The organism is Paenibacillus sp. J31P190 (genome assembly GCF_059692075.1).
In genome coordinates this window covers 90,778-109,743 of sequence record NZ_JCAUAS010000013.1, presented here as the reverse complement: position 1 = coordinate 109,743, position 18,966 = coordinate 90,778, and the positions used below count along the sequence as shown (strand labels likewise).

Annotated in this window: 13 protein-coding genes and 1 pseudogene; 10 read left to right on the top strand and 4 right to left on the bottom strand. The window is 46.0% G+C overall.

Features of this window, described 5'->3' with window-relative positions; genetic code table 11:
• Window positions 1-59: 59 nt before the first annotated feature.
• Entirely contained in the window at window positions 60-1,811 is a 1,752-nt protein-coding gene (locus AC58U0_RS21905; protein WP_497381152.1) for a sigma-54-dependent Fis family transcriptional regulator, read from the bottom strand.
• A gap of 241 nt (window positions 1,812-2,052) precedes the next feature.
• Here AC58U0_RS21905 and adh point away from each other — a divergent pair, with 241 nt between their 5' ends.
• The 5 genes from adh to AC58U0_RS21880 all read left to right on the top strand — a co-directional run bounded on the left by adh (window position 2,053) and on the right by AC58U0_RS21880 (window position 7,311).
• Window positions 2,053-3,573 carry an aldehyde dehydrogenase gene (gene adh, locus AC58U0_RS21900; protein ID WP_497381096.1) on the top strand — a complete coding sequence of 507 codons (1,521 nt, stop codon included), beginning with the start codon at window positions 2,053-2,055 and terminating at the stop codon, window positions 3,571-3,573.
• 12 nt (window positions 3,574-3,585) lie between these two features.
• Window positions 3,586-3,951, top strand: a complete 366-nt coding sequence (locus AC58U0_RS21895) for a DUF779 domain-containing protein (protein ID WP_497381095.1) — start codon at window positions 3,586-3,588, stop codon at window positions 3,949-3,951.
• A 1,229-nt stretch (window positions 3,952-5,180) separates the two neighbouring features.
• Entirely contained in the window at window positions 5,181-6,380 is a 1,200-nt protein-coding gene (locus AC58U0_RS21890; protein ID WP_497381094.1) for an Alp7A family actin-like protein, read from the top strand.
• On the top strand, window positions 6,377-6,814 hold the full coding sequence (locus tag AC58U0_RS21885; RefSeq protein WP_497381093.1) for a hypothetical protein: 438 nt from the start codon (window positions 6,377-6,379) through the stop codon (window positions 6,812-6,814). Before AC58U0_RS21890 ends, AC58U0_RS21885 begins: the two co-directional genes overlap by 4 nt.
• Window positions 6,815-6,852: 38 nt before the next feature.
• Window positions 6,853-7,311, top strand: coding sequence for a hypothetical protein (locus AC58U0_RS21880; protein ID WP_057303609.1), 459 nt, complete (start codon window positions 6,853-6,855; stop codon window positions 7,309-7,311).
• A gap of 95 nt (window positions 7,312-7,406) precedes the next feature.
• On the opposite strand, the gene AC58U0_RS21875 is transcribed toward AC58U0_RS21880, so the two are convergent.
• Together AC58U0_RS21875 and AC58U0_RS21870 are read right to left on the bottom strand one after the other, a co-directional pair.
• The gene (locus tag AC58U0_RS21875; RefSeq protein WP_497381092.1) at window positions 7,407-8,465 is read right to left on the bottom strand and encodes a phosphotransferase; all 1,059 of its coding nucleotides are present in this window, start codon (window positions 8,463-8,465) and stop codon (window positions 7,407-7,409) included.
• A gap of 198 nt (window positions 8,466-8,663) precedes the next feature.
• Window positions 8,664-10,223 (bottom strand): annotated as a pseudogene (locus AC58U0_RS21870) (catalase); the annotation flags it as partial.
• Between the two features lie 158 nt (window positions 10,224-10,381).
• Between AC58U0_RS21870 and AC58U0_RS21865 the strand changes: the two are divergent.
• The 5 genes from AC58U0_RS21865 to AC58U0_RS21845 all read left to right on the top strand — a co-directional run bounded on the left by AC58U0_RS21865 (window position 10,382) and on the right by AC58U0_RS21845 (window position 17,292).
• Window positions 10,382-11,371, top strand: a complete 990-nt coding sequence (locus AC58U0_RS21865) for a substrate-binding domain-containing protein (protein WP_497381091.1) — start codon at window positions 10,382-10,384, stop codon at window positions 11,369-11,371.
• On the top strand, window positions 11,368-12,831 hold the full coding sequence (locus AC58U0_RS21860) for a sensor histidine kinase (RefSeq protein WP_497381090.1): 1,464 nt from the start codon (window positions 11,368-11,370) through the stop codon (window positions 12,829-12,831). Before AC58U0_RS21865 ends, AC58U0_RS21860 begins: the two co-directional genes overlap by 4 nt.
• Window positions 12,806-14,173, top strand: coding sequence for a response regulator transcription factor (locus tag AC58U0_RS21855; protein ID WP_497381089.1), 1,368 nt, complete (start codon window positions 12,806-12,808; stop codon window positions 14,171-14,173). The genes AC58U0_RS21860 and AC58U0_RS21855 overlap by 26 nt, the downstream gene beginning before the upstream one ends.
• Before the next feature lie 259 nt (window positions 14,174-14,432).
• Window positions 14,433-15,884, top strand: coding sequence for a sugar porter family MFS transporter (locus AC58U0_RS21850; RefSeq protein WP_497381088.1), 1,452 nt, complete (start codon window positions 14,433-14,435; stop codon window positions 15,882-15,884).
• Between the two features lie 754 nt (window positions 15,885-16,638).
• Window positions 16,639-17,292, top strand: coding sequence for a cupin domain-containing protein (locus AC58U0_RS21845; RefSeq protein WP_497381087.1), 654 nt, complete (start codon window positions 16,639-16,641; stop codon window positions 17,290-17,292).
• Window positions 17,293-17,722: 430 nt separating this feature from the next.
• Here the strand turns inward: AC58U0_RS21845 and AC58U0_RS21840 are convergent, their stop codons facing one another.
• Window positions 17,723-18,922: an MFS transporter gene (locus AC58U0_RS21840; RefSeq protein ID WP_497381086.1), complete on the bottom strand. Its 1,200-nt coding sequence runs from the start codon at window positions 18,920-18,922 to the stop codon at window positions 17,723-17,725.
• Between the last annotated feature and the right edge of the window lie 44 nt (window positions 18,923-18,966).

Below are 18,966 nucleotides of genomic sequence, written 5' to 3'. Positions count from 1 at the left end.
CCGATGAAAAAAACACCCAATCTCCAAGAGATAGGGCGGTAGGTCTAACTAATATTTCGTTAAAATAACGTTATGCCGTACTCCTCAATCTTGCGATATAGCGTCGTTCTTCCGATTTTCAATTGTCCGGCGGCCTTGCTAAGGTTCCATTCCGAGGCCTTCAGCGCCTTTTTGATCGCCGTGATTTCTGCATCCTTCAAGGTAAGTGGGTGATCTTTGCCTGATTCTGCTTGCACAGCCTCATCGGATTCTTCGAACGAAAGATGCTCAGCGTCAATTGCCTGTCCTCCAGCTAGGAAGACCGCCTGCATAAGAATGCCGCTAAGCTCTCTTATATTGCCCGGCCAGCTGTAGGTTGACAGCTTCTGCTGCGCGGCTTCCGTTAGGAATGGACAGGGCGAAGCATGCTTTTGGAGTAAATGCCCGGCTACTGTCAAAATATCGCTTCTTTCCCGTAAGGACGGCAGCGTAATATGTATCCCCTTCAACCTGTAATACAGATCGGCACGAAATCGGCCTGCCTTTATCTCCGTGGCTAAGTCCTTATTCGTTGCTGCAATGACTCTAATGTTAATTGCTTTGCTCTTCGCGCTGCCTACCGGAGTAATCGTGCCTTCCTGGAGTACTCTTAATAAAGCAGCCTGCGCACGTAGAGGCATGTCGCCTATCTCATCGAGAAAAATAGTACCCTTATGCGCGGCCTCGAATTTCCCGGCATTGCCGTCTTTGTTCGCTCCCGTGAAGGCGCCGCGAGCGTAACCGAACAATTCACTCTCGATCAGGCTGTCCGGGATGGCGCTGCAATTCAGTGCAATGAACGGCTCTGCCGACCGGGGGCTAGCGGTATGAATGGATTGCGCGAACAATTCCTTTCCGACGCCGCTTTCACCCAGTAATAAGACTGGAAAATCAGTCGCTGCCGCCTTCTTGGCCAGTTCTTTCTTCTGTATGAGGGTCGGACACGTGCCGATAATATCTCTAAACGCATACAAATGCTGCTCGTTTGCCGTCTGCTTTTGAATGGAGACGGACTGCCACAGCTTCTGATGCTCATTATGAATGGTTTCGACCGAAAAGCCTTCCAACTTCGTAAACACTTTGCCGATTGCGTCACTTCCAACAATGCGGATGGCGGCATGATTAGCACGAAGGATGCGGTTATCCCGGCTAAGAGAGAGCAGCGGCAAAGGATGATTAAGTGAGGAATGCTCGAGTTCTCTGAGGGTAATGAGGTGCTCCTTCTTCGATTCTTCCAGCAGAATTTTGTTCTGCAAAGAAAGGGCTGCCATACAGGCAAGTGTAAACGTATAGGCGTGGTAATTCTCTTGTTTGCCGCTAATATTGATGATACCGATCAGTTCGCCGATGGAATTGAAGACGGGGGCCGAGGCGCAAGTCAAGAAATGATTGGAGTTGAAATAATGCTCTTCGGCATGCACACGGACGGGTTTTTTCTCTGCGAGGGCGACACCAATGGCATTGGTTCCTTTTCTTCTCTCGGCCCAATTTGCTCCTACTTGCAGCTGAACCGCTAATGCCCGGCGGGAGAAATCGATGTCTCCGACCGTGTGAATAATGGTTCCCTCCGAATCGATTAGCAGCGCCATCTGGCCGGATTGCTTGATGCCTGTGTGCATTTGTTCGAATATTTGTTCCGTGTAATGAATGGTTTGCTCATTTTGCCTTAATAGAGATTGCATGTGGCTTCCGGTTAAGATGGTATCGTCAATGGGGTCGGTGGGCATTAAACCAAATTCGTGACAGCGCTTCCAAGATGACGCCGCTGCTTCTGATAAAAAGTTATTTTCCACGGATAGCAAAAATAAAACACCTCCATTGCAATCGGTTTCCTAACCCGATCATATCATAGTTGCTTTTATTAATGGAGTGCTGAAAGAAAGAATGTCCCAAAATGGAACACTTCCGTTGTTTCAGAGCGGAACAAAAACGAGTAAGCGTTCGCCATATTGCCTTATTGGACGGCATTCCAATAGGTTGGCACGATCCTTGCTTATTTATTTAACGTATTCCATTTTAAGGAGGCTGAGCTAAATGATTTATGCACAACCTGGACAAAACGGATCAAAGGTTACATTTAAAAAACGGTACGAAAATTTTATCGGAGGACAGTGGACTGCGCCTATTAAGGGCCAATACTTTGACAATCCATCTCCTGTAAATAACCGTGTTTTCTGCGAGGTTCCACGCTCATCTTCAGAGGATATCGAGCTGGCGTTAGATGCTGCGCATGCTGCAAAGGACGCATGGGGGCGCACGTCCGTTGCGGAGCGTGCCGTCATTTTAAATAAAATAGCTGATCGCATGGAAGCGAATTTGGAAATGCTCGCGGTTGCCGAGACCTGGGATAACGGAAAGCCAGTTCGGGAAACGCTTGCGGCTGATCTGCCGCTGGCGATCGATCATTTTCGCTATTTTGCAGGATGCATTCGCGCTCAGGAGGGCTCGCTCAGCCAATTGGATGATAATATGGTGGCTTACCATTTTAATGAACCCCTTGGCGTCGTGGGTCAGATTATACCGTGGAACTTTCCACTGCTTATGGCGACGTGGAAGCTTGCTCCGGCACTTGCGGCTGGAAATGCGGTCGTCCTGAAGCCAGCTGAGCAAACGCCGGCATCCATACTGGTGCTGATCGAGCTCATCCATGATTTGCTGCCGCCTGGCGTACTTAATATCGTCAACGGCTTCGGACTTGAAGCCGGCAAACCGCTTGCCTCGAGCAGTCGCATCGCGAAAATCGCCTTTACTGGCGAGACAACGACAGGCCGCTTAATTATGCAGTATGCTTCGCAAAACCTGATACCGGTCACCTTGGAGCTGGGTGGCAAGTCGCCGAACATTTTCTTTGAGGATGTGGTCGTACGTGATGACGCTTTCTTCAATAAAGCGCTCGAAGGCTTTGCGATGTTCGCCCTGAATCAGGGAGAAGTCTGCACCAGCCCGTCACGCGCATTAATTCAGGAATCGATTTATGATCAATTTATGGAAAGAGCCTTGAAGCGAGTCGCTGCCATCAAGCAAGGCAATCCTCTAGATACGGATACGATGATTGGCGCACAAGCCTCAACCGAGCAGGTTGAGAAAATTATGAGTTATATTAATATCGGTGCAGAGGAAGGTGCTGAATGCCTGATCGGCGGAGGTAGGGCAAAGGTGGATGGAGATATTTCCGAAGGCTACTACATTCAGCCGACCGTTTTGAAGGGGCATAACAAAATGAGAATCTTCCAAGAGGAGATTTTCGGACCGGTTCTTTCCGTTACGACGTTCAAGGATCAGGAAGAGGCTCTGGCGATCGCGAATGACACGCTCTATGGACTTGGCTCCGGCGTATGGACGCGCGACATGAACACGGCCTACCGGATGGGGCGTAGCATTCAAGCCGGCCGCGTATGGACGAATTGCTACCATGCGTATCCTGCCCATGCGGCCTTCGGCGGATATAAGAGCTCGGGCATTGGCCGCGAGAATCACAAAATGATGCTCTCCCATTACCAGCAAACCAAAAATCTACTCGTCAGCTACAGCCCCGACGCACTGGGCTTCTTCTAAGAGAGCCGTACGATGACGATAGAAGTGAGCAAGGTTGTTGCTACCGATGCCGCTCTAGAGCTAATCGAAATCTTAAAGGCCAAGCATGGACCTGTTATGTTCCATCAATCCGGCGGCTGCTGCGATGGCAGCTCTCCGATGTGCTACGCGCAAGGGGAGCTCCTTATCGGTGACAGCGACGTATGGCTAGGGGATATAGGCGGCGCACCTTTCTATATGAGCAAGCCGCAATACGATTATTGGAAGAATACGATGCTCATCATCGATGTGGTGCCTGGCAGAGGCGGGATGTTTTCGCTTGAGGGGCCGGAAGGGCGACGTTTTCTGACTCGCTCGAGGATGTTCTCGGATGAGGAACGGCGTGTGCTGTGCCTCTAAGTTTTTTATCGGGTAGGATCGGGAAACCCCTGCTTCCTTGACAAAGGGAACAGGGGTTTTTGTGCTGCAGGCAGCCTTTTACAAGAAAGGCTTCTCTCCTATTGGGCCTATATGATCATGAAGCAAATCGTAGACAGGCTGCATGCTGACGTGACAACGGTTTAGAGAGCAAATGAATTTGCAGTCCTCTTCAAGGAGGGAAAACCGTCTATAAAAAACTTAACTAACCTATTTTCCGATGAATAGGCAGCCGTTAGGCAGCCTTCTAGCATTGTTAACTCTGGATTTTGCCGAGCTGAGTGAGATTGTTGATACATGTATAACCATTTGGTAAGGACTTTGTTTTCCTGGTGTTTTTTTTTCTGGTTTTTGGGATAAATGGGGAATTAGCAAGGCAAGTTGTACAGCGTGCAACAATTTCCTTGATTTCTTCCTGAGAAGTTAAGGATGTTGTATGTTGGAGATTGTCGATTCATTGATCCAATCTTGTTTTACATGGAGGTGTCATAAATCGGGACAATCTTCATCTATGCTCAATTGAGATTGCTAGATAAATGAATCCCTATTACCGGTTGAATGATGTTGTAAAAAGTACAACAATTGCTGCCTAAATCTCGCCTTTCTCCCTTCGTTGTTGCATCATGTACAACAATTTGGTCCTATACAGGCCATTTCGCAACAAATGGGTTCAAAATTGTTGTACAAACTACAACTTCAAGCAGCCAAATAGCCTTTGTGCGTTTGAATTGTTGTAGATAATACAACATTGATAACCGTTATAGTCTATTTGCCTTCACGAAAGCAGAATGATTCTAAAATCGAATTTTGGCGTTTTGAAACCCAGTTGTGAGAGGCATAATGAATCAATCGACAGTCTCTTTTTTGCAGCATTCGCATGGAAAAGGTGTTATTTGCTTGTGTAAAATTGTACAAAATACAACATTCCACGGACAAGCATGCGAATGTCTTAACATAATCATAGTGTAAATTGCGTTGCATTAACCTCTCCAAAAACCAAATAAAGTTTAAACTTTAAAGCTTAAATCTTAACGTTTGAATCGTGAAGTTTAAAGCTTAAATCGTAAAGTTTAAATCTTAAACTTTAAACTTTAAAGTTCATTCCAATTAGCTGCTAAAAATACCAATTACTCCAAATACCCTCCCAATTGGCCCTAGTTACGCGAATCTTTATATAAACTCAAATAAGGCCACCGGAGAGGGGAATAGACTTGACAAAGAACGAAGTCTTAACCACTACCATCACGCTGTCTATCGATAATGGCAGCAGTCACGTTAAAGTGATTTACGACCATTTGGACTGTAACTTTATTTTCCCTAATGTGCTGGCACAACCGTTTGGTGAACGATTTCTTTTGATGGAACAAGGTGATCCCTTGGATTTCCTTGACGTACAGATTACATCGCCTTCGATTGAGAGCGATCAGTACCGACATGTTTACGTGGGTAACTTAGCGATCGGTGACGAAGGGATTATTCACGAAATTGTCGGGGATAAAGCGGTGCAAAAGAAGGCCCAAAGACCCGAAACGATGGTGACGCTCCTTACGGCTGCGGCGTATGCCATTGCCAAGAAACATGAGGATGCCATCAGGCGGGGGAAAAAGCGGATTAAAGCCGCTGTCAACTTGGGTACAGGTCTGCCGATTCGTGAAATAACGAAATTCCGTGAGGAATTTGCTCATAAGATTACAGGAGGCGTACATTCCGTTACATTCGGGACAACCCCCGTATTTAAAGGGATAACGGTGGAAATGGAATTTTCGCTTCCTACTGATATCAGCATAGACGATGTATCCGGTGTTTACGACCTAGAGGCCACTTCCAAATCGCATCTATCCCACAAAGGCTTCGGCATTGCGGATGTAGGTGGTGTTGACATGGATATCGCGTTCTTCAAACCCGGCCTTGATCTGGATCAGCGGCACTCTACTGGCGCTAAGATCTACCTCAATGATGCATTAGAGAGCATTCGCAACGAGGTTAATTCGCAAGGCGAGGAATTGATCGCAAGCACGGCGGAATTGACCCTCATGCTGGTCAACAAAGAGTATGAGATATATGCGGAGGGTAAGGTTGTTTTTGACATGACAAGCCTGATTAACCGGCATATGCGCATTTTAGCGGAGAAAGTGCTGAAATACGCCCGCAACTCCTGGAAGCATGTTCGCTATGCCAATGAGTTTTGGTTTATCGGCGGTGGAGCGGTCGTCTTGCAACCTTGGATTGAGAAGCTAAACGCTGAGCTGGGCTTGCCCATTAAGTTTGATACCGTGGAACACAGCCAATTCCGAAATGTGCGAGGCACCTTTCTTATGCTTGACCACGCGCTGCAACACGCGGACGAATCCGCCGCGGCAGCCAGTGCTGATTCTGAAGGATTGTCGGAGCGCGGGAGCGGTTCGGATTGAAAAAGCGTAGATCCACCGTTTACGTTCGCTCCGGTAAGGATGTTACACTCTATATTCCGTCTGATACTCCGCCGGAGGTTATCGATTATTTAAACCAACTGAAAATGGAAGGCATATTCAGTCAAGGGATCATGGATATTTTGACAAGATATGTTCGAGAAGAGCAATCGGGCAGAAGAACGATTACGGAATTATTTCCCGGGAAAGAAATGGTCTCGGACTTGGATGAGACCGTTTCTCTCGCAGACAGCTATAGTGGCATGGAGTCGGCAGAGCCTATTGAACCTGCTCATGAAGCGAATGATGATTTCAACCAGTCGAAGAAGGAGATCCCGGGTGCCAATGATCAGAAAAAATTCAGCTTGGCACAAATATTCAAGCAGTCTCGGCACAACTCGGGTAAGCTGGTACAACCCTCGGATGAGGGAAAATGAGTAGGTGAACTCCATGATAATGAAAAGGAGGACATCGGATGGACAACGGACAAGCTAAGGACGCAGCGCGTCATTTTAATCTTTCAGATGAAGTTTTTCACCATCCCGGCATGGATATTTATGCACAAATGACCTTTATCGTCTTGAAATGTTTTTCTTCGGAATCGAACATTCCAGGATTATCTGATATTGCTAAGCTCGGTCGCATGAGTCTCAAGCAGGCGACAAAGGCATTGCAACAACTCGTGGAGCTAAGAATTGTCTCCCACAAAATATTCCGCCGTATGGTGGGAGATTTCCAAGACGATCGGCTTTCCTGGGCTGCTAAGGGCTTGCTTACGTTTTGCAAAGAGAACCCGAACATCAACCTAGACGATTTAGTGGAACTATCCAGTGAATCGGGCGAGGATGAACATAGCATACGCAAGGCTCTTAAGGAATTGTACGAATATGGGTACTTGGAAGAGTACCCTGTATGGAGCAAAATCGCTAACTAAGGTATGGCGGACATAAGAATCAACTAAAAGGCATCCTGTAGGGTGCCTTTTAGTCATCTCCGTACCGTATTAAAGGCAATTTCGACGAAGATTGTTCAATCTGTGATTTCATTGACGACTTCATGGACATCTTCATGCTCAATCTCTTTAGGGATTGATTTTGCCCATTCATCTATTAAATCCATTGCTTTTAATCGGGGATCCCAGGTTTTTTTCAAAATATCGAGCATTTCACGGCTTCTTGATTCATGAGGGAACTGAGTAGCATGCCAAGCTTCTCGAGGCAATCCATATAAGGACGAAATTAATTTGCGCTCGGTCTCGTCTAATGGCCGCCGTTCTTCATACCCTTTTAACAACGCTAGTATGAAATCGGGATTGAATTGTGTAGTGTTCATGAGGGCTTTCGCTAGATCTACATAGATGGAACCCACTTTAACACGGTCCCAATCGATGATGAATAGTTGGCCGGTTTCAGAAATAATGACATTAGGGGAAGTAATATCGTTGTGTATCAATGCGGGACGGTTCGCTTCCTTCTCCAAAAGATTAACGATCTCGGGGCTGTTTAAGTTAGCCCATGCCCGATCGGTAAGGCGCTTACAGTACTTTCCGTATATTTTGTACCATTTGCGGTTCCGTTCATGGTTTTGAATAGCTTCATTCATCCGTCTACGAAAGAGGCGATCTTGGATTTTCCATAATCCGATTTGTTTATGCGTGAAGGGCCCTTTAGTGTCAAGGATACCACTGGATGTAGTATGTAGGATGGCAAGGGCCCGGCCAAGCTCTTCAAAATCTTCGTTCTTTTCCAAATTCCTCCCTTTTATCCATTCAGTCATATAGAAGGGGCGTTCGCGGTGTAAAGTCCATAACTTCCCAGAACGGGTAGTGAGCCATTTGGGCATGTAAGTGAATCCACTATTCATCAAGAGCTCTAGATACGTTGCTGTTGTTTTCATTTGGTGTACGGTACTAGTACGGAGGAGTGTATTTCGAAAAAAAGGCTTCAAGGCATAGGTGCCCATTTTCGTTTGTACTTGAATAATCGCGTTTTCTCGGTAAAAGGATGCAACCGTGCCTGATCTCAACGCTCGAAGGCCGAAGCGGCGAGTAATTTTGCGAATTCGGTGTTTCGTATAGGGATTTGCCATACGCAACCTCGCTTTATATAAGATGGGGGAAAGGAGTAGATATTAGCTAGACTATTCATCCCGGGGTACGGCTGTATGGTCTAATACCACGAGTGCAGCAAAAAACATTCAACTGGGGCAGCGAGGAAAACGAAAAAAGACCGGAAGGCTGTGGGCCTTACCGGTCATTTCTGTAAACAGGCGTTTCGTCTTCAATTTTTAATATCCGTCTGTTCGCTTTCCTGAGTTTTCGGCAATTTCAGCGCCATTTCTTTCAGAAGCGGAACCGAGGTGTGCCGAATCGGAGTTAGCTTGAGCAAGACCTTCAGAAACACGTCGACCGTAATCCGAATCGGCCTTTGTGAAATGTTCAATCATTTTATTCCGGATAATCGGCTTGCATATCTTCAGCGCATCTACCAAATTCGCAATCAATTCATCGCGTTCCCAATCTTCAAATTTACGATAGGTGTCTCCTGCTTGCCCAAAGTCGTTGGTTCGGCTGATTTTTTCACGGACTAATTTGTCATTATACATAGGTTGATGTTCTTTGCCGGAAGGAACCGCTTCTTTTAACCCGCCAAGTGAGGAGGGCTCGTAATTCACATGCGGATTTTGCCCAGGGGCCCGATCCACCATGATGGCCATTTGCCCATCTCGTTGGTTCGTAGCTACACGTGTTTTGGGGGCATTAATCGGCAGCTGAAGGTAGTTCGTTCCCACGCGGTATCGCTGGGTATCGGAGTAGGAGAAGGTTCGGCCCTGCAGCAGCTTGTCATCAGAAAAATCAAGACCATCGACCAGAACTCCCGTACCGAAAGCTGCCTGCTCGACTTCGGCAAAGTAATTTTCGGGGTTTTTATTCAGCACCATTTTGCCCACGGGTAAAAAAGGAAATTGTTCATGATCCCAAAGTTTAGTCGGATCCAGCGGGTCGAAGTCGAGCTCAGGGTGCTCGTCATCACTCAAGATTTGAACGCAGAGCTCCCACTCCGGGTACTCACCGCGCTCGATAGCTTCATACAAATCCTGCGTGGCATGACTTACGTTTTTACCCTGTATGCCTTCTGCTTCCTTCTGAGTCAGGTTCTTCATCCCTTGCTTCAGCGGTTCCCAATGATACTTGACTAAAACGGCTTGTCCTTCTTGGTTGACCCACTTGTAGGTATTCACACCAGACCCTTGCATTTGTCTATAGTTGGCTGGAATCCCCCACGGAGAGAACAGGAATGTGATCATGTGAGTGGCCTCAGGTGAGTTCGATACAAAATCGAACATTTTCTCCGGGTTTTGCAGGTTGGTAACGGGGTCCGGTTTGAAGGCATGAACCATGTCCGGGAACTTCAACGGATCACGAATAAAGAATATCTTCAAATTGTTGCCGACTAAGTCCCAGTTGCCGTCCTCGGTATAAAACTTTGTGGCGAATCCACGTGGATCACGAAAGGTTTCCGGAGAGTAATTGCCGTGAACGACCGTAGAAAATCGGACAAATACAGGGGTCTGTTTACCAGCCTCTTGAAAAAGCTTGGCCCGTGTATAGGTGGAAATAGGATCATTCCCCACTTTGCCATAGGCCTCAAAATATCCATGAGCACCGGCACCTCGTGCATGAACAACACGTTCAGGAATTCGCTCCCGGTCAAAATGGGATATTTTCTCGATATAGTGGTAGTTTTCGAGCGTTGAAGGCCCTCTATTTCCAATAGTTCGTATGTTTTGATTATCTGAAATCGGATGACCTTGTCGATTCGTTAAAGTCATTTCTTCATTTTCTTTGTCCATTATCTCCAAATCATCCTTCCTTAAATTGTCAGTAGTACCTTTTGCCATGTATAGGAAATTTATTCATCATCGAATACTAAACGTGATTTCCGTTTTATCTGCAGGCTCTGTATAATAAATCTATATTTTTTACTAAACCTCGGGGGTGCTCCATGTCAAAGAAAAAGTGGACGGTGGGGCTGATAGTCATAATTGTTGTTTTCTGTTATTTTTTATTCCAGTTTTTATCTTCTACACTTAAGATCGATCATCTGGTTGGGCAAATGGAACAAAGCAAGGTAGATGATAAACCTATCAAGCACGTTGTGCTTATAGCTCAAGAGATCGACAATCCATTCTGGAGAACGGTGGAACTGGGAGCCAAAGAAGCCGCGGCGCAGCTGGGTATGAAGATTGATTACATGGGGCCGATTCGTATAAATCCTGCTGAACAAATGAATCTACTGGAGAAGTCGATTGCTGCCAAGCCGGATGCTATTTTGGTCCAAGGAATAAAGGAGCAGCGCTACGATCTTCTGATCAGCAAGGCTTTAGATCAAGGTATTCCAGTGCTTACAGTAGACGCGGATGAACCGGCGAGCCGGCGCCTTGCCTACGTGGGAACAGATAATTGGGAAGCGGGCAAACGCATGGGGGAGCTTGTGGTGAAAGCTGCTGGCGGCAAAGGCCGTATCGGTGTCATGATCGGCAGCGAACTGGCGGATAATCAACAGCTGCGACTAGAGGGTTTCCGTTCAATTATTCGAAATACACCAGGATTTGAAATCGTCTCTGTCCGCTCATCAAATATTTCAAGGATTCAAGCCGCTAAGCAGACAGAAGCGATGTTAAACCAATACGCAAGTATTCAGACGATGGTCGGATTTAGCTCCTTAGATGCTGTTGGTATCGTGGAAGGACTGAAGGCAACGAATCGATCAGATATAAGCGTGTACGGATTTGATGACCTGGAGGAAACCAAGATGGGCATCGTCCAAGGAGCAATTCGAGCATCGATCGTTCAGCAGCCCAAAGAGATTGGATTCAAATCCGTTTCTTTGCTAGCAGAAATTTTCAAAGGGGATTCCATTCCGGTCCAGCACTTCACCGCTACGGATATTCTGGATAGAAACCAATTGAAGTTAAGTGTGGGCAGCCCATGAATATACGTAGAATGCTATTTATTGTTATCCCGATGCTTTTTATATTGAATAACGCGGTTGCTTATTTCATCTTTGAAAGCGGAAAAACGGTGCAGATGAGCTATAATGTGATGCTGGATCGGGTATTATTGTACAAGCAAATTGCCGGACAGACGCAGGGGAATCTTCGTGCTTTGAATGTTTACTTAATGGATCGAACAGAGAACAGCCGCAAGGCCTATATAAGTCAGAGGGATGAGCTTAATCAACTGCGGGAAAGCATGTCTGCACAAGGGACGATTATTCCAACTACTGATCTAGCAGTCCGCAGTTACCGCAATATGATCGATACTTTTATAGGGCAAGAAGCGGGTGTCATAGAGGCTTTAAACAGCCAAGGCTCTTTGGCTTATGCGGCTTTCTACGAAGAGGCTGAGCAGACAGCCGCGTACATCCAAACAGAAGGACACCATCTTATTGATTTGGAACTCAGTTATTACCAGCCTTTTTACAGACAAATTCTTATCCAAACCGATGTTATGAATCATTGGGGCGTCGCTATTTTTATTTTAAATACGCTGATAAGCGTCTTGTTTGCTTATTGGATTTCCCTAGGTATTACCCGACCGATCAAGCAGTTGGCCTTAACGGCTCAACTAATCTCAGACGGGAATTTGCAAGCTCCCCCTCCGCAGATTAGCGAGCATAATGAGTTTGGAATGTTATCAAAAGCTTTTGGGCGCATGCAAGACAATTTGAAAGAACTGATTATGAAAGAGAAAGAAAGCTTGGAAAAGGACAAGCTGGTCAAAGAATTGGAGCTGGAGGTTTTGCAAAATCAGATCAACCCGCACTTTCTCTTTAATTCCTTGAATGTCATATCCAAGCTTGCGCTGCTCGAGGGTGCTGAGAAAACAAGCGATCTCACGGTATCCATGTCGAATCTTCTTCGATATAATCTTCGAAGATTGGATCGTCCGGTGACGCTCAGGGATGAGGTCGAGCATGCCAAAGAGTATTTTACCATCCAACAGGCACGCTTTCGCGACCGGATTCAGTTTGTAACAGAAATTGACGAGAGCGGACTGGACGTGTACGTTCCCATGCTAACCCTTCAACCGATACTTGAGAACGTTTTCGTCCACGGTATTGAGGGAATGGAAGAAGGGGCTGAGATTAAGCTGGGCATTGCGTGCGGGCCTGGTGAAGTAAGGGTCTCCCTATCAGATAATGGGATCGGTATGAGCGAGGAGGTCCGTGAGTCTCTGCTTCACTTCGAATCCGAGCCGCTGCTTGGCCAAGAAAAGGGACAATCCACTGGCTTAGGGACGCGCAATGTGTTTAGACGTCTTGAATTATTTTATGAAAAAAAGAATCTTGTAGATATTCACAGTGAGCCGGGCCAAGGGACGACTGTCCTCATTCGGATTCCTGCTTCAGGAAAGGAGGATGGAGATGTATCGCCTACTGATCGCAGATGACGAAGCTTTAGAGAGAGAAGGCATAGAGTGGATTGTGACCCGAATGATGCCGAATACCTTTGAAATTATTCATGCAGAGAATGGCCGCGTGGCTATTCAAAAGGCAGATGAATTTCGGCCGCATATCGTGCTGATGGATATTCGGATGCCTGGCATTCAAGGACTTGAAGCGTTAAAGGAAATCAAGGCTCATAGTCCGCAGATCAAGATGGTTCTGGTTACAGCCTATGAACATTTTGAATACGCCAAAGAAGCCCTTTCCTTGGGGGTGAAGGAGTACCTGATCAAGCCGGCTAAACGCAATCAAATCGTCGCACTCCTCCAGCGGCTGGTAGCTGAAATTGACCAGGACCAAAGAAAGCGCGACGAGGAGTTCGCAATGCGTGATAAGTACTTCCATCTGCTCCCGTTGGCGGAAACGGAAATGGCTCTGGTCTTTATGTCAGACCAAGTGAATGAAACCGAGGTGGGATATCTGGCTGATATCCTCGAGCTTTCCATAGATAAAGGATGTGCGCTTGTGCTCGCTTTGCCGGAATTCGGGCATACATCCGAGCAGGAATTAAGCCTCGAAAAGAAAAAGGTTTACGAAACGGTAAAAAGCTTCGCCAAAGGATTTATCAAGAATAGGGTCGGTTGTGTGGTCAGTTCCATGGTCCATTGGCACATGGTCATTTTTCTACTCGAGAAGGCAGACATCAAGGGTGAAGAATTGCGCGATGAGGCTCATTCCCTAGGTGCTAAGCTGGTGGAGACACTCCACCAACAGCGCAGTATCGACGCTAATGTAGGCATTGGGTCCGTCCAAGTGGATGTTGAGGGAATAAGGAGATCGTATTTTGAAGCAGTCTTCGCATCTACGTATCCTAAAAAGTGGGGCAACCTTTGCTCATTTGAGGATCTGAAAATGCTCTCCCAGGAAGGTGAGCGGGAAACGGCTGATAAGTTGATTGCAGAAAACACTACCGAACGTACTTATGTGGAATTGGCCATCAAACGAATTCGTGAGGAACGTGAGCAGCGAACATGGAGTGTCCTAGACAACGCCATCACGTTCATTCAAGATAAATTCCGCGAGGAGCTTTCCCTCGAAGATGTTGCGGAGCATGCCCATTTGAACCCGTATTATTTCAGTAAAGTATTCAAGCAGCAAACGGGAGAAACCTTCATAGATTATGTGACAAGACTGCGGATCGAAAAGGCCAAAGAATTCATAAACGAAGGGCAATTCAGTTTAAAGGAAGTCTGCTATATGGTTGGTTATAAAGATCCAAATTATTTCAGCCGAGTATTTAAAAAGGTCACAGGGGTAACGCCTACCGAATACCGCAACCAACTTTAACAAAGATAAAGGTTCATGCAGAGATGCATGGACTTTTTTGCTTTTACACAACAAAAATATGCTAGTCTGCCGCCCTATATGAGGCGGAGAATTGCAGGCATCAATATTATGCTTGTAAACAGCAAATAAGTGAAGGGAATAGGCCCCTAGCTTGAACAAAACGCATGGTATAATGAGTCTCGCATTATACGGATTGACTATTTTTTCACGATAAAAGACTCGCACGCAGGTGCGGATAAGTCAGAAGGGATAATCGCTTATGAGCTCACATATAAACAATCAAGACCAACAAGTAAGCATGAAGTTTGTCACGCTAGTTTCGATGGTTGCCGCTTTGGGCGGTTTATTATTTGGATTTGATACAGCTGTTGTATCGGGTGCAGTCGGTTTTATGAAAGAACGTTTCGACCTCAGCGAGGTGCAAGTGGGGTGGGCGGTCTCTAGCTTAATCATCGGGTGTATCGTTGGAGCAGCTGGATCCGGTATGCTGGGGGACAGGTTCGGTCGGAAAAAAGTGCTGATTATGGCTGCGATCCTATTCATTATCGGATCCATCGGTTCCGCCATTCCAGATACGTTCACCGGTTATATTATTGCCCGGATTATTGGCGGACTGGGGATTGGTATTACCTCAACGCTATGTCCTCTTTATAACGCGGAAATAGCGCCTGCCAAGTATCGCGGCCGTCTTGTAGCCCTTAATCAGTTCGCAACGGTGACGGGTATCTTCCTCGTATATTTCATTAATATGGGCATTGCGGGGTATGGCGACGACGCATGGGATATTTCGACAGCTTGGCGATGGATGTTTGGCTTCGGGGTTCTTCCAGGCTTGCTGTTCTTAGTACTGCTTTTCTTTGTACCTGAAAGTCCGAGATGGTTAATTAAACAGGGGAGAGCAGCAGAGTCTCTTCCGATTTTACTTAAGATTCACGGCGACGAATTGGCCAGACAGGAAGTACTGGATATCAAGGAATCGTTCAGTCAGGAAAGCGGATCGATCCGCCAACTGTTCAGCCCCGCTTTGCGGCTTGCTTTAATTGTAGGTGTGGGACTTGCCATTCTCCAGCAAGTTACGGGAATCAATGCGATTATGTACTATGCCCCGGAAATTTTTAAGGAAACGGGTGCTGGCACGAATGCTTCGCTGATTCAGACCATTCTGGTCGGTTTGATTAATTTCCTCTTTACCATTCTTGCAATATGGCTCATCGATAAAGTAGGACGTAAGGCTCTTTTACTTGTTGGATCTGCCTCAATGACACTGTGCTTAGTCGTTATAGGCGCGGCCTTTCACACGGGACAACCTTCAGGGCCATTGGTGTTAATCTTTATTTTACTGTATGTAGCTTCCTTTGCTGTATCGCTTGGTCCTGTCGTGTGGGTGATTATGTCCGAAATTTTCCCGAACCGTATTCGTGGAAAAGCTACGGCGATAGCTTCTATGGCGCTATGGGCAGCGGATTATATCGTATCGCAGACTTTTCCTCCGATGCTTGGCTCTGCAGGGCCAGCGGTGACATTCTGGATATTCGGTTTCATGTCCTTGCTTACTTTCTTTTTCACATGGCGTCTTGTGCCCGAGACAAAGGGGAAATCGCTGGAGGAAATCGAAGCCTTGTGGTCTTCGAAAAAAGCTTCTGCTGCGAATCAAAGCAAAGAAGAAGAGGGAATCCCTTATAGAACTTTTCCTAATACACGCGAATCCTGAGTGCTCGTTGTGGCGAGATATAGCGGTTGTCGAGCCCCATTTACCATGAAAAGGAACGAAGATTCACTATTTTGAGCAAATGGGAGCTAAACAGGCATCTCGCGGAACGAGGCTACCTTATTTCTTTAAAAAACACGCTGCAGGTGCAAAAATGGATCAAATAACGTCCCCTCGTTCCACATGAATCGATATTTGAGCAAATCTCAGGAAATAACGCCTCCTCGTTCCCTTTGGACAGGTGGGAATAGGAACATGCTCCACCTATCAATGCGAAAAGAACCCCAACTCCTCAAAAAGGAGCTTGAGGTTCTTTTTTTACAGATCCTTGGCAGACAGGCATTATGATCATCAGCTATTTTGCATCGATAATGGGCTGCCAGTTACTACAGCATCATAATACCTTAAAGCTTTCTTCCCGAATATAAGAGAGCAATTCCTGCGTCATATCAAAAAATGCTTTTGTATGTTTGATTTCATAATTGCGGGGCCGATCAAAGATTTAGGCTAAAATTGTTGCATTTTATGCAACAATCGCGTGAAAAATGGGGGTTAGATTGCATAATTTTGTATAAATACAACTTTACACGTATAAGCAAGCCATTAGCATTTCGCTTCTTGGGCGCAGCATGCTTTTGGCGTATGCTGTTTATTTAAGAAATCTTACTTCAGCCAAAACTAGGCATTTGTCACGAATTAACTTCCATTGCATATCATGCAGATATATGAATTACAAGCGAAATGGAGTTGTTCCGAATTGACGACACCTGAAATAGCATATACGCAACCAGATGTTCAATACTTTTTTGATATCAATAAAAACCGATTAAAAACAAGGAATGCCGAAAATTTTATTAATCGATTGGGACGAGAGAATTTAAACACGCTGGGTAACGTTTCTTTGCTTGATATTTATTTAAGTAAAGGACGTGTTGTTGAACCGCATTATCATCAAAATGCATCAGAGCTTGTTTATTGTATTACGGGAACCGCTAGGGTTTCCTTAATTAATCCTTTTAATAATGTCATCACAAATGTGACGATAGTCCCAGGACAAGTGGCGAATATTCCGCAGGGCTGGTGGCATTGGGAAGTGGCTCTAGAAGATAGCACCCATTTACTCGCCATCTTTGATGCTCCGTATCCAGAGTATATATTCGGGTCTGATATTCTAACAAAAACACCAATAGAAGTCCTTGCCCATACGTATTGTTTAGATCCAGAACTATTGAGGAAAACTCTTAAACCTCTAGATAATCAAACCATTATAATTGGACCTACGGACGAATGTGTGTCAGAAATGCATAAGCGGCAGGCCACTCCCTCGTATTCAAACACGCCAAGTCATCCCCATGCAGCGCCTCAATACCAGTATCCCCCTCAAAACAATTATCATTATGGGAATCGCTAAAGTTGATTATGCAAAAAGAAAGGCCATAATTCGGTTTTCTTTAGAGAAAATCGGAATAGAACCTTTCTTTTTTTGCACGCTAAATGAATTCGATTGTCTTTTGCCGAAAGACTATTTTGTGCACCCTATGACGCAATGATGAAAAGCATCGTTACAGCATTGAAACGATGCTTGAGCTCCCTTGCAACAATGTAAAACATCGTTCCATCAACCTTTTATAAACAATTTTTCGCCCAATCGCCCTTGTAACGATGTAAAACATCGATGCAGCAATCGTAAAGCTACATCAACTTGAATCTAACGATGAAATACATCATTGCAGTAAAAGTGGCTGTACAAAAAGTCGCCGAAGATGACCGTGAAAAAGACTTTACGATAACAAAAGGGGCTGTCCCCAAAGAGACAGCCCCTTGTTTGTATGATTAAAGAGTTACACATTAGCAGGCTTGCGTTCTGCTAGATAACAAGCAAATCCTAAGATCAGCGCCAGTCCTACAAGTATAGCGCCGACCCAAGGGAGGGCTGTGATGGACAGATGGGTAATGACCCATCCCCCAATGAAAGCGCCAGATGCATTTCCTAGATTACCGGCAGAATGACTGGAGGTAGAAGCAAGTGCTGGCGCCGCCTGTGCAAGGCTCATAATTCGTACTTGCAGCCCAGGGAACACAGCGAAGGAAGCAGCTCCCCACAGGAAAATAGTCAGTACGGCAGCGGTTGGACTATAAATGGTAAAGGTGAAAAGAGTGAGAAGAACACATATCGAAAGGTAAAGTCCCAGTATGGAAGGCATCAGCTTCCAGTCTGCAAGCTTCCCGCCAACGATATTGCCGATGGTTACTCCACAGCCGAAGAGGACTAGAATCCAAGTTACGCTATGTTCAGCAAAACCGGTGACTTGCACAAGCAGTGGCGTAATATAAGTAAAGACGGCGAATAGGCCGGCGTTGCCTAGTGCTCCGATAAGCAGGTAAAGAAGGAGCTTGGGCTTGACGAGAGCGCTTATCTGCTTAACGATACTCGCTGGTTTGTCATGTCGAATTTGCGGTATAAAGATAAGAATGCCGATTAATGCAATGATTCCCATGATCGCAATCGCGCCAAATGATGATCGCCACCCCATGTGTTGACCGATGAATGTCCCCAGAGGAACACCGATAATATTGGCAATGGTAAGACCGGCCATCATGATGGAAACGGCCCCGGCACGCTTGTCCGGACGTACAAGATTGGAGGCGATAACAGCCCCGACCCCAAAGAATGTCCCGTGTGTCAATGCGGTTATCATACGGGCTCCCATGAGAATGGCATAGCTTGGAGCGAAAACAGAGATTCCGTTACCCAGAATAAATAAAACCATTAGCAGACATAACAGTTTCTTTTGCGGGATTCGGTGGGTGAGAACCGTCAGTATAGGCGCGCCAATAGCTACCCCGAGGGCATACATCGTAATGAGTTGTCCTGCGGATGAGATGCTGACATGCAGATCATTCGCGACATTAGGCAAAAGCCCCATGATGACAAATTCAGTCATTCCAATGGCAAAGGCGCCAACGGTAAGAGAAAGTATAGATATGGGGAACGGTTCTTTGGCTGTTTGTTCCTTGGTAATACGGTGAGATAACTCCATGATGTCAATGGCAACCTTTCTGTTGTGTGTACTAAAGCTCAAAT

What these genes read in the sequence shown, in the direction of transcription:
- adh (WP_497381096.1), top strand. Translation starts at nt 2,053, where the DNA reads ATGATTTATGCACAACCTGGACAAAACGGATCAAAGGTTACATTTAAA.
- AC58U0_RS21895 (WP_497381095.1), top strand. Translation starts at nt 3,586, where the DNA reads ATGACGATAGAAGTGAGCAAGGTTGTTGCTACCGATGCCGCTCTAGAG.
- AC58U0_RS21880 (WP_057303609.1), top strand. Translation starts at nt 6,853, where the DNA reads ATGGACAACGGACAAGCTAAGGACGCAGCGCGTCATTTTAATCTTTCA.
- AC58U0_RS21875 (WP_497381092.1), bottom strand. Translation starts at nt 8,465, where the DNA reads ATGGCAAATCCCTATACGAAACACCGAATTCGCAAAATTACTCGCCGC.
- AC58U0_RS21865 (WP_497381091.1), top strand. Translation starts at nt 10,382, where the DNA reads ATGTCAAAGAAAAAGTGGACGGTGGGGCTGATAGTCATAATTGTTGTT.
- AC58U0_RS21860 (WP_497381090.1), top strand. Translation starts at nt 11,368, where the DNA reads ATGAATATACGTAGAATGCTATTTATTGTTATCCCGATGCTTTTTATA.
- AC58U0_RS21855 (WP_497381089.1), top strand. Translation starts at nt 12,806, where the DNA reads ATGTATCGCCTACTGATCGCAGATGACGAAGCTTTAGAGAGAGAAGGC.
- AC58U0_RS21850 (WP_497381088.1), top strand. Translation starts at nt 14,433, where the DNA reads ATGAGCTCACATATAAACAATCAAGACCAACAAGTAAGCATGAAGTTT.
- AC58U0_RS21840 (WP_497381086.1), bottom strand. Translation starts at nt 18,922, where the DNA reads ATGGAGTTATCTCACCGTATTACCAAGGAACAAACAGCCAAAGAACCG.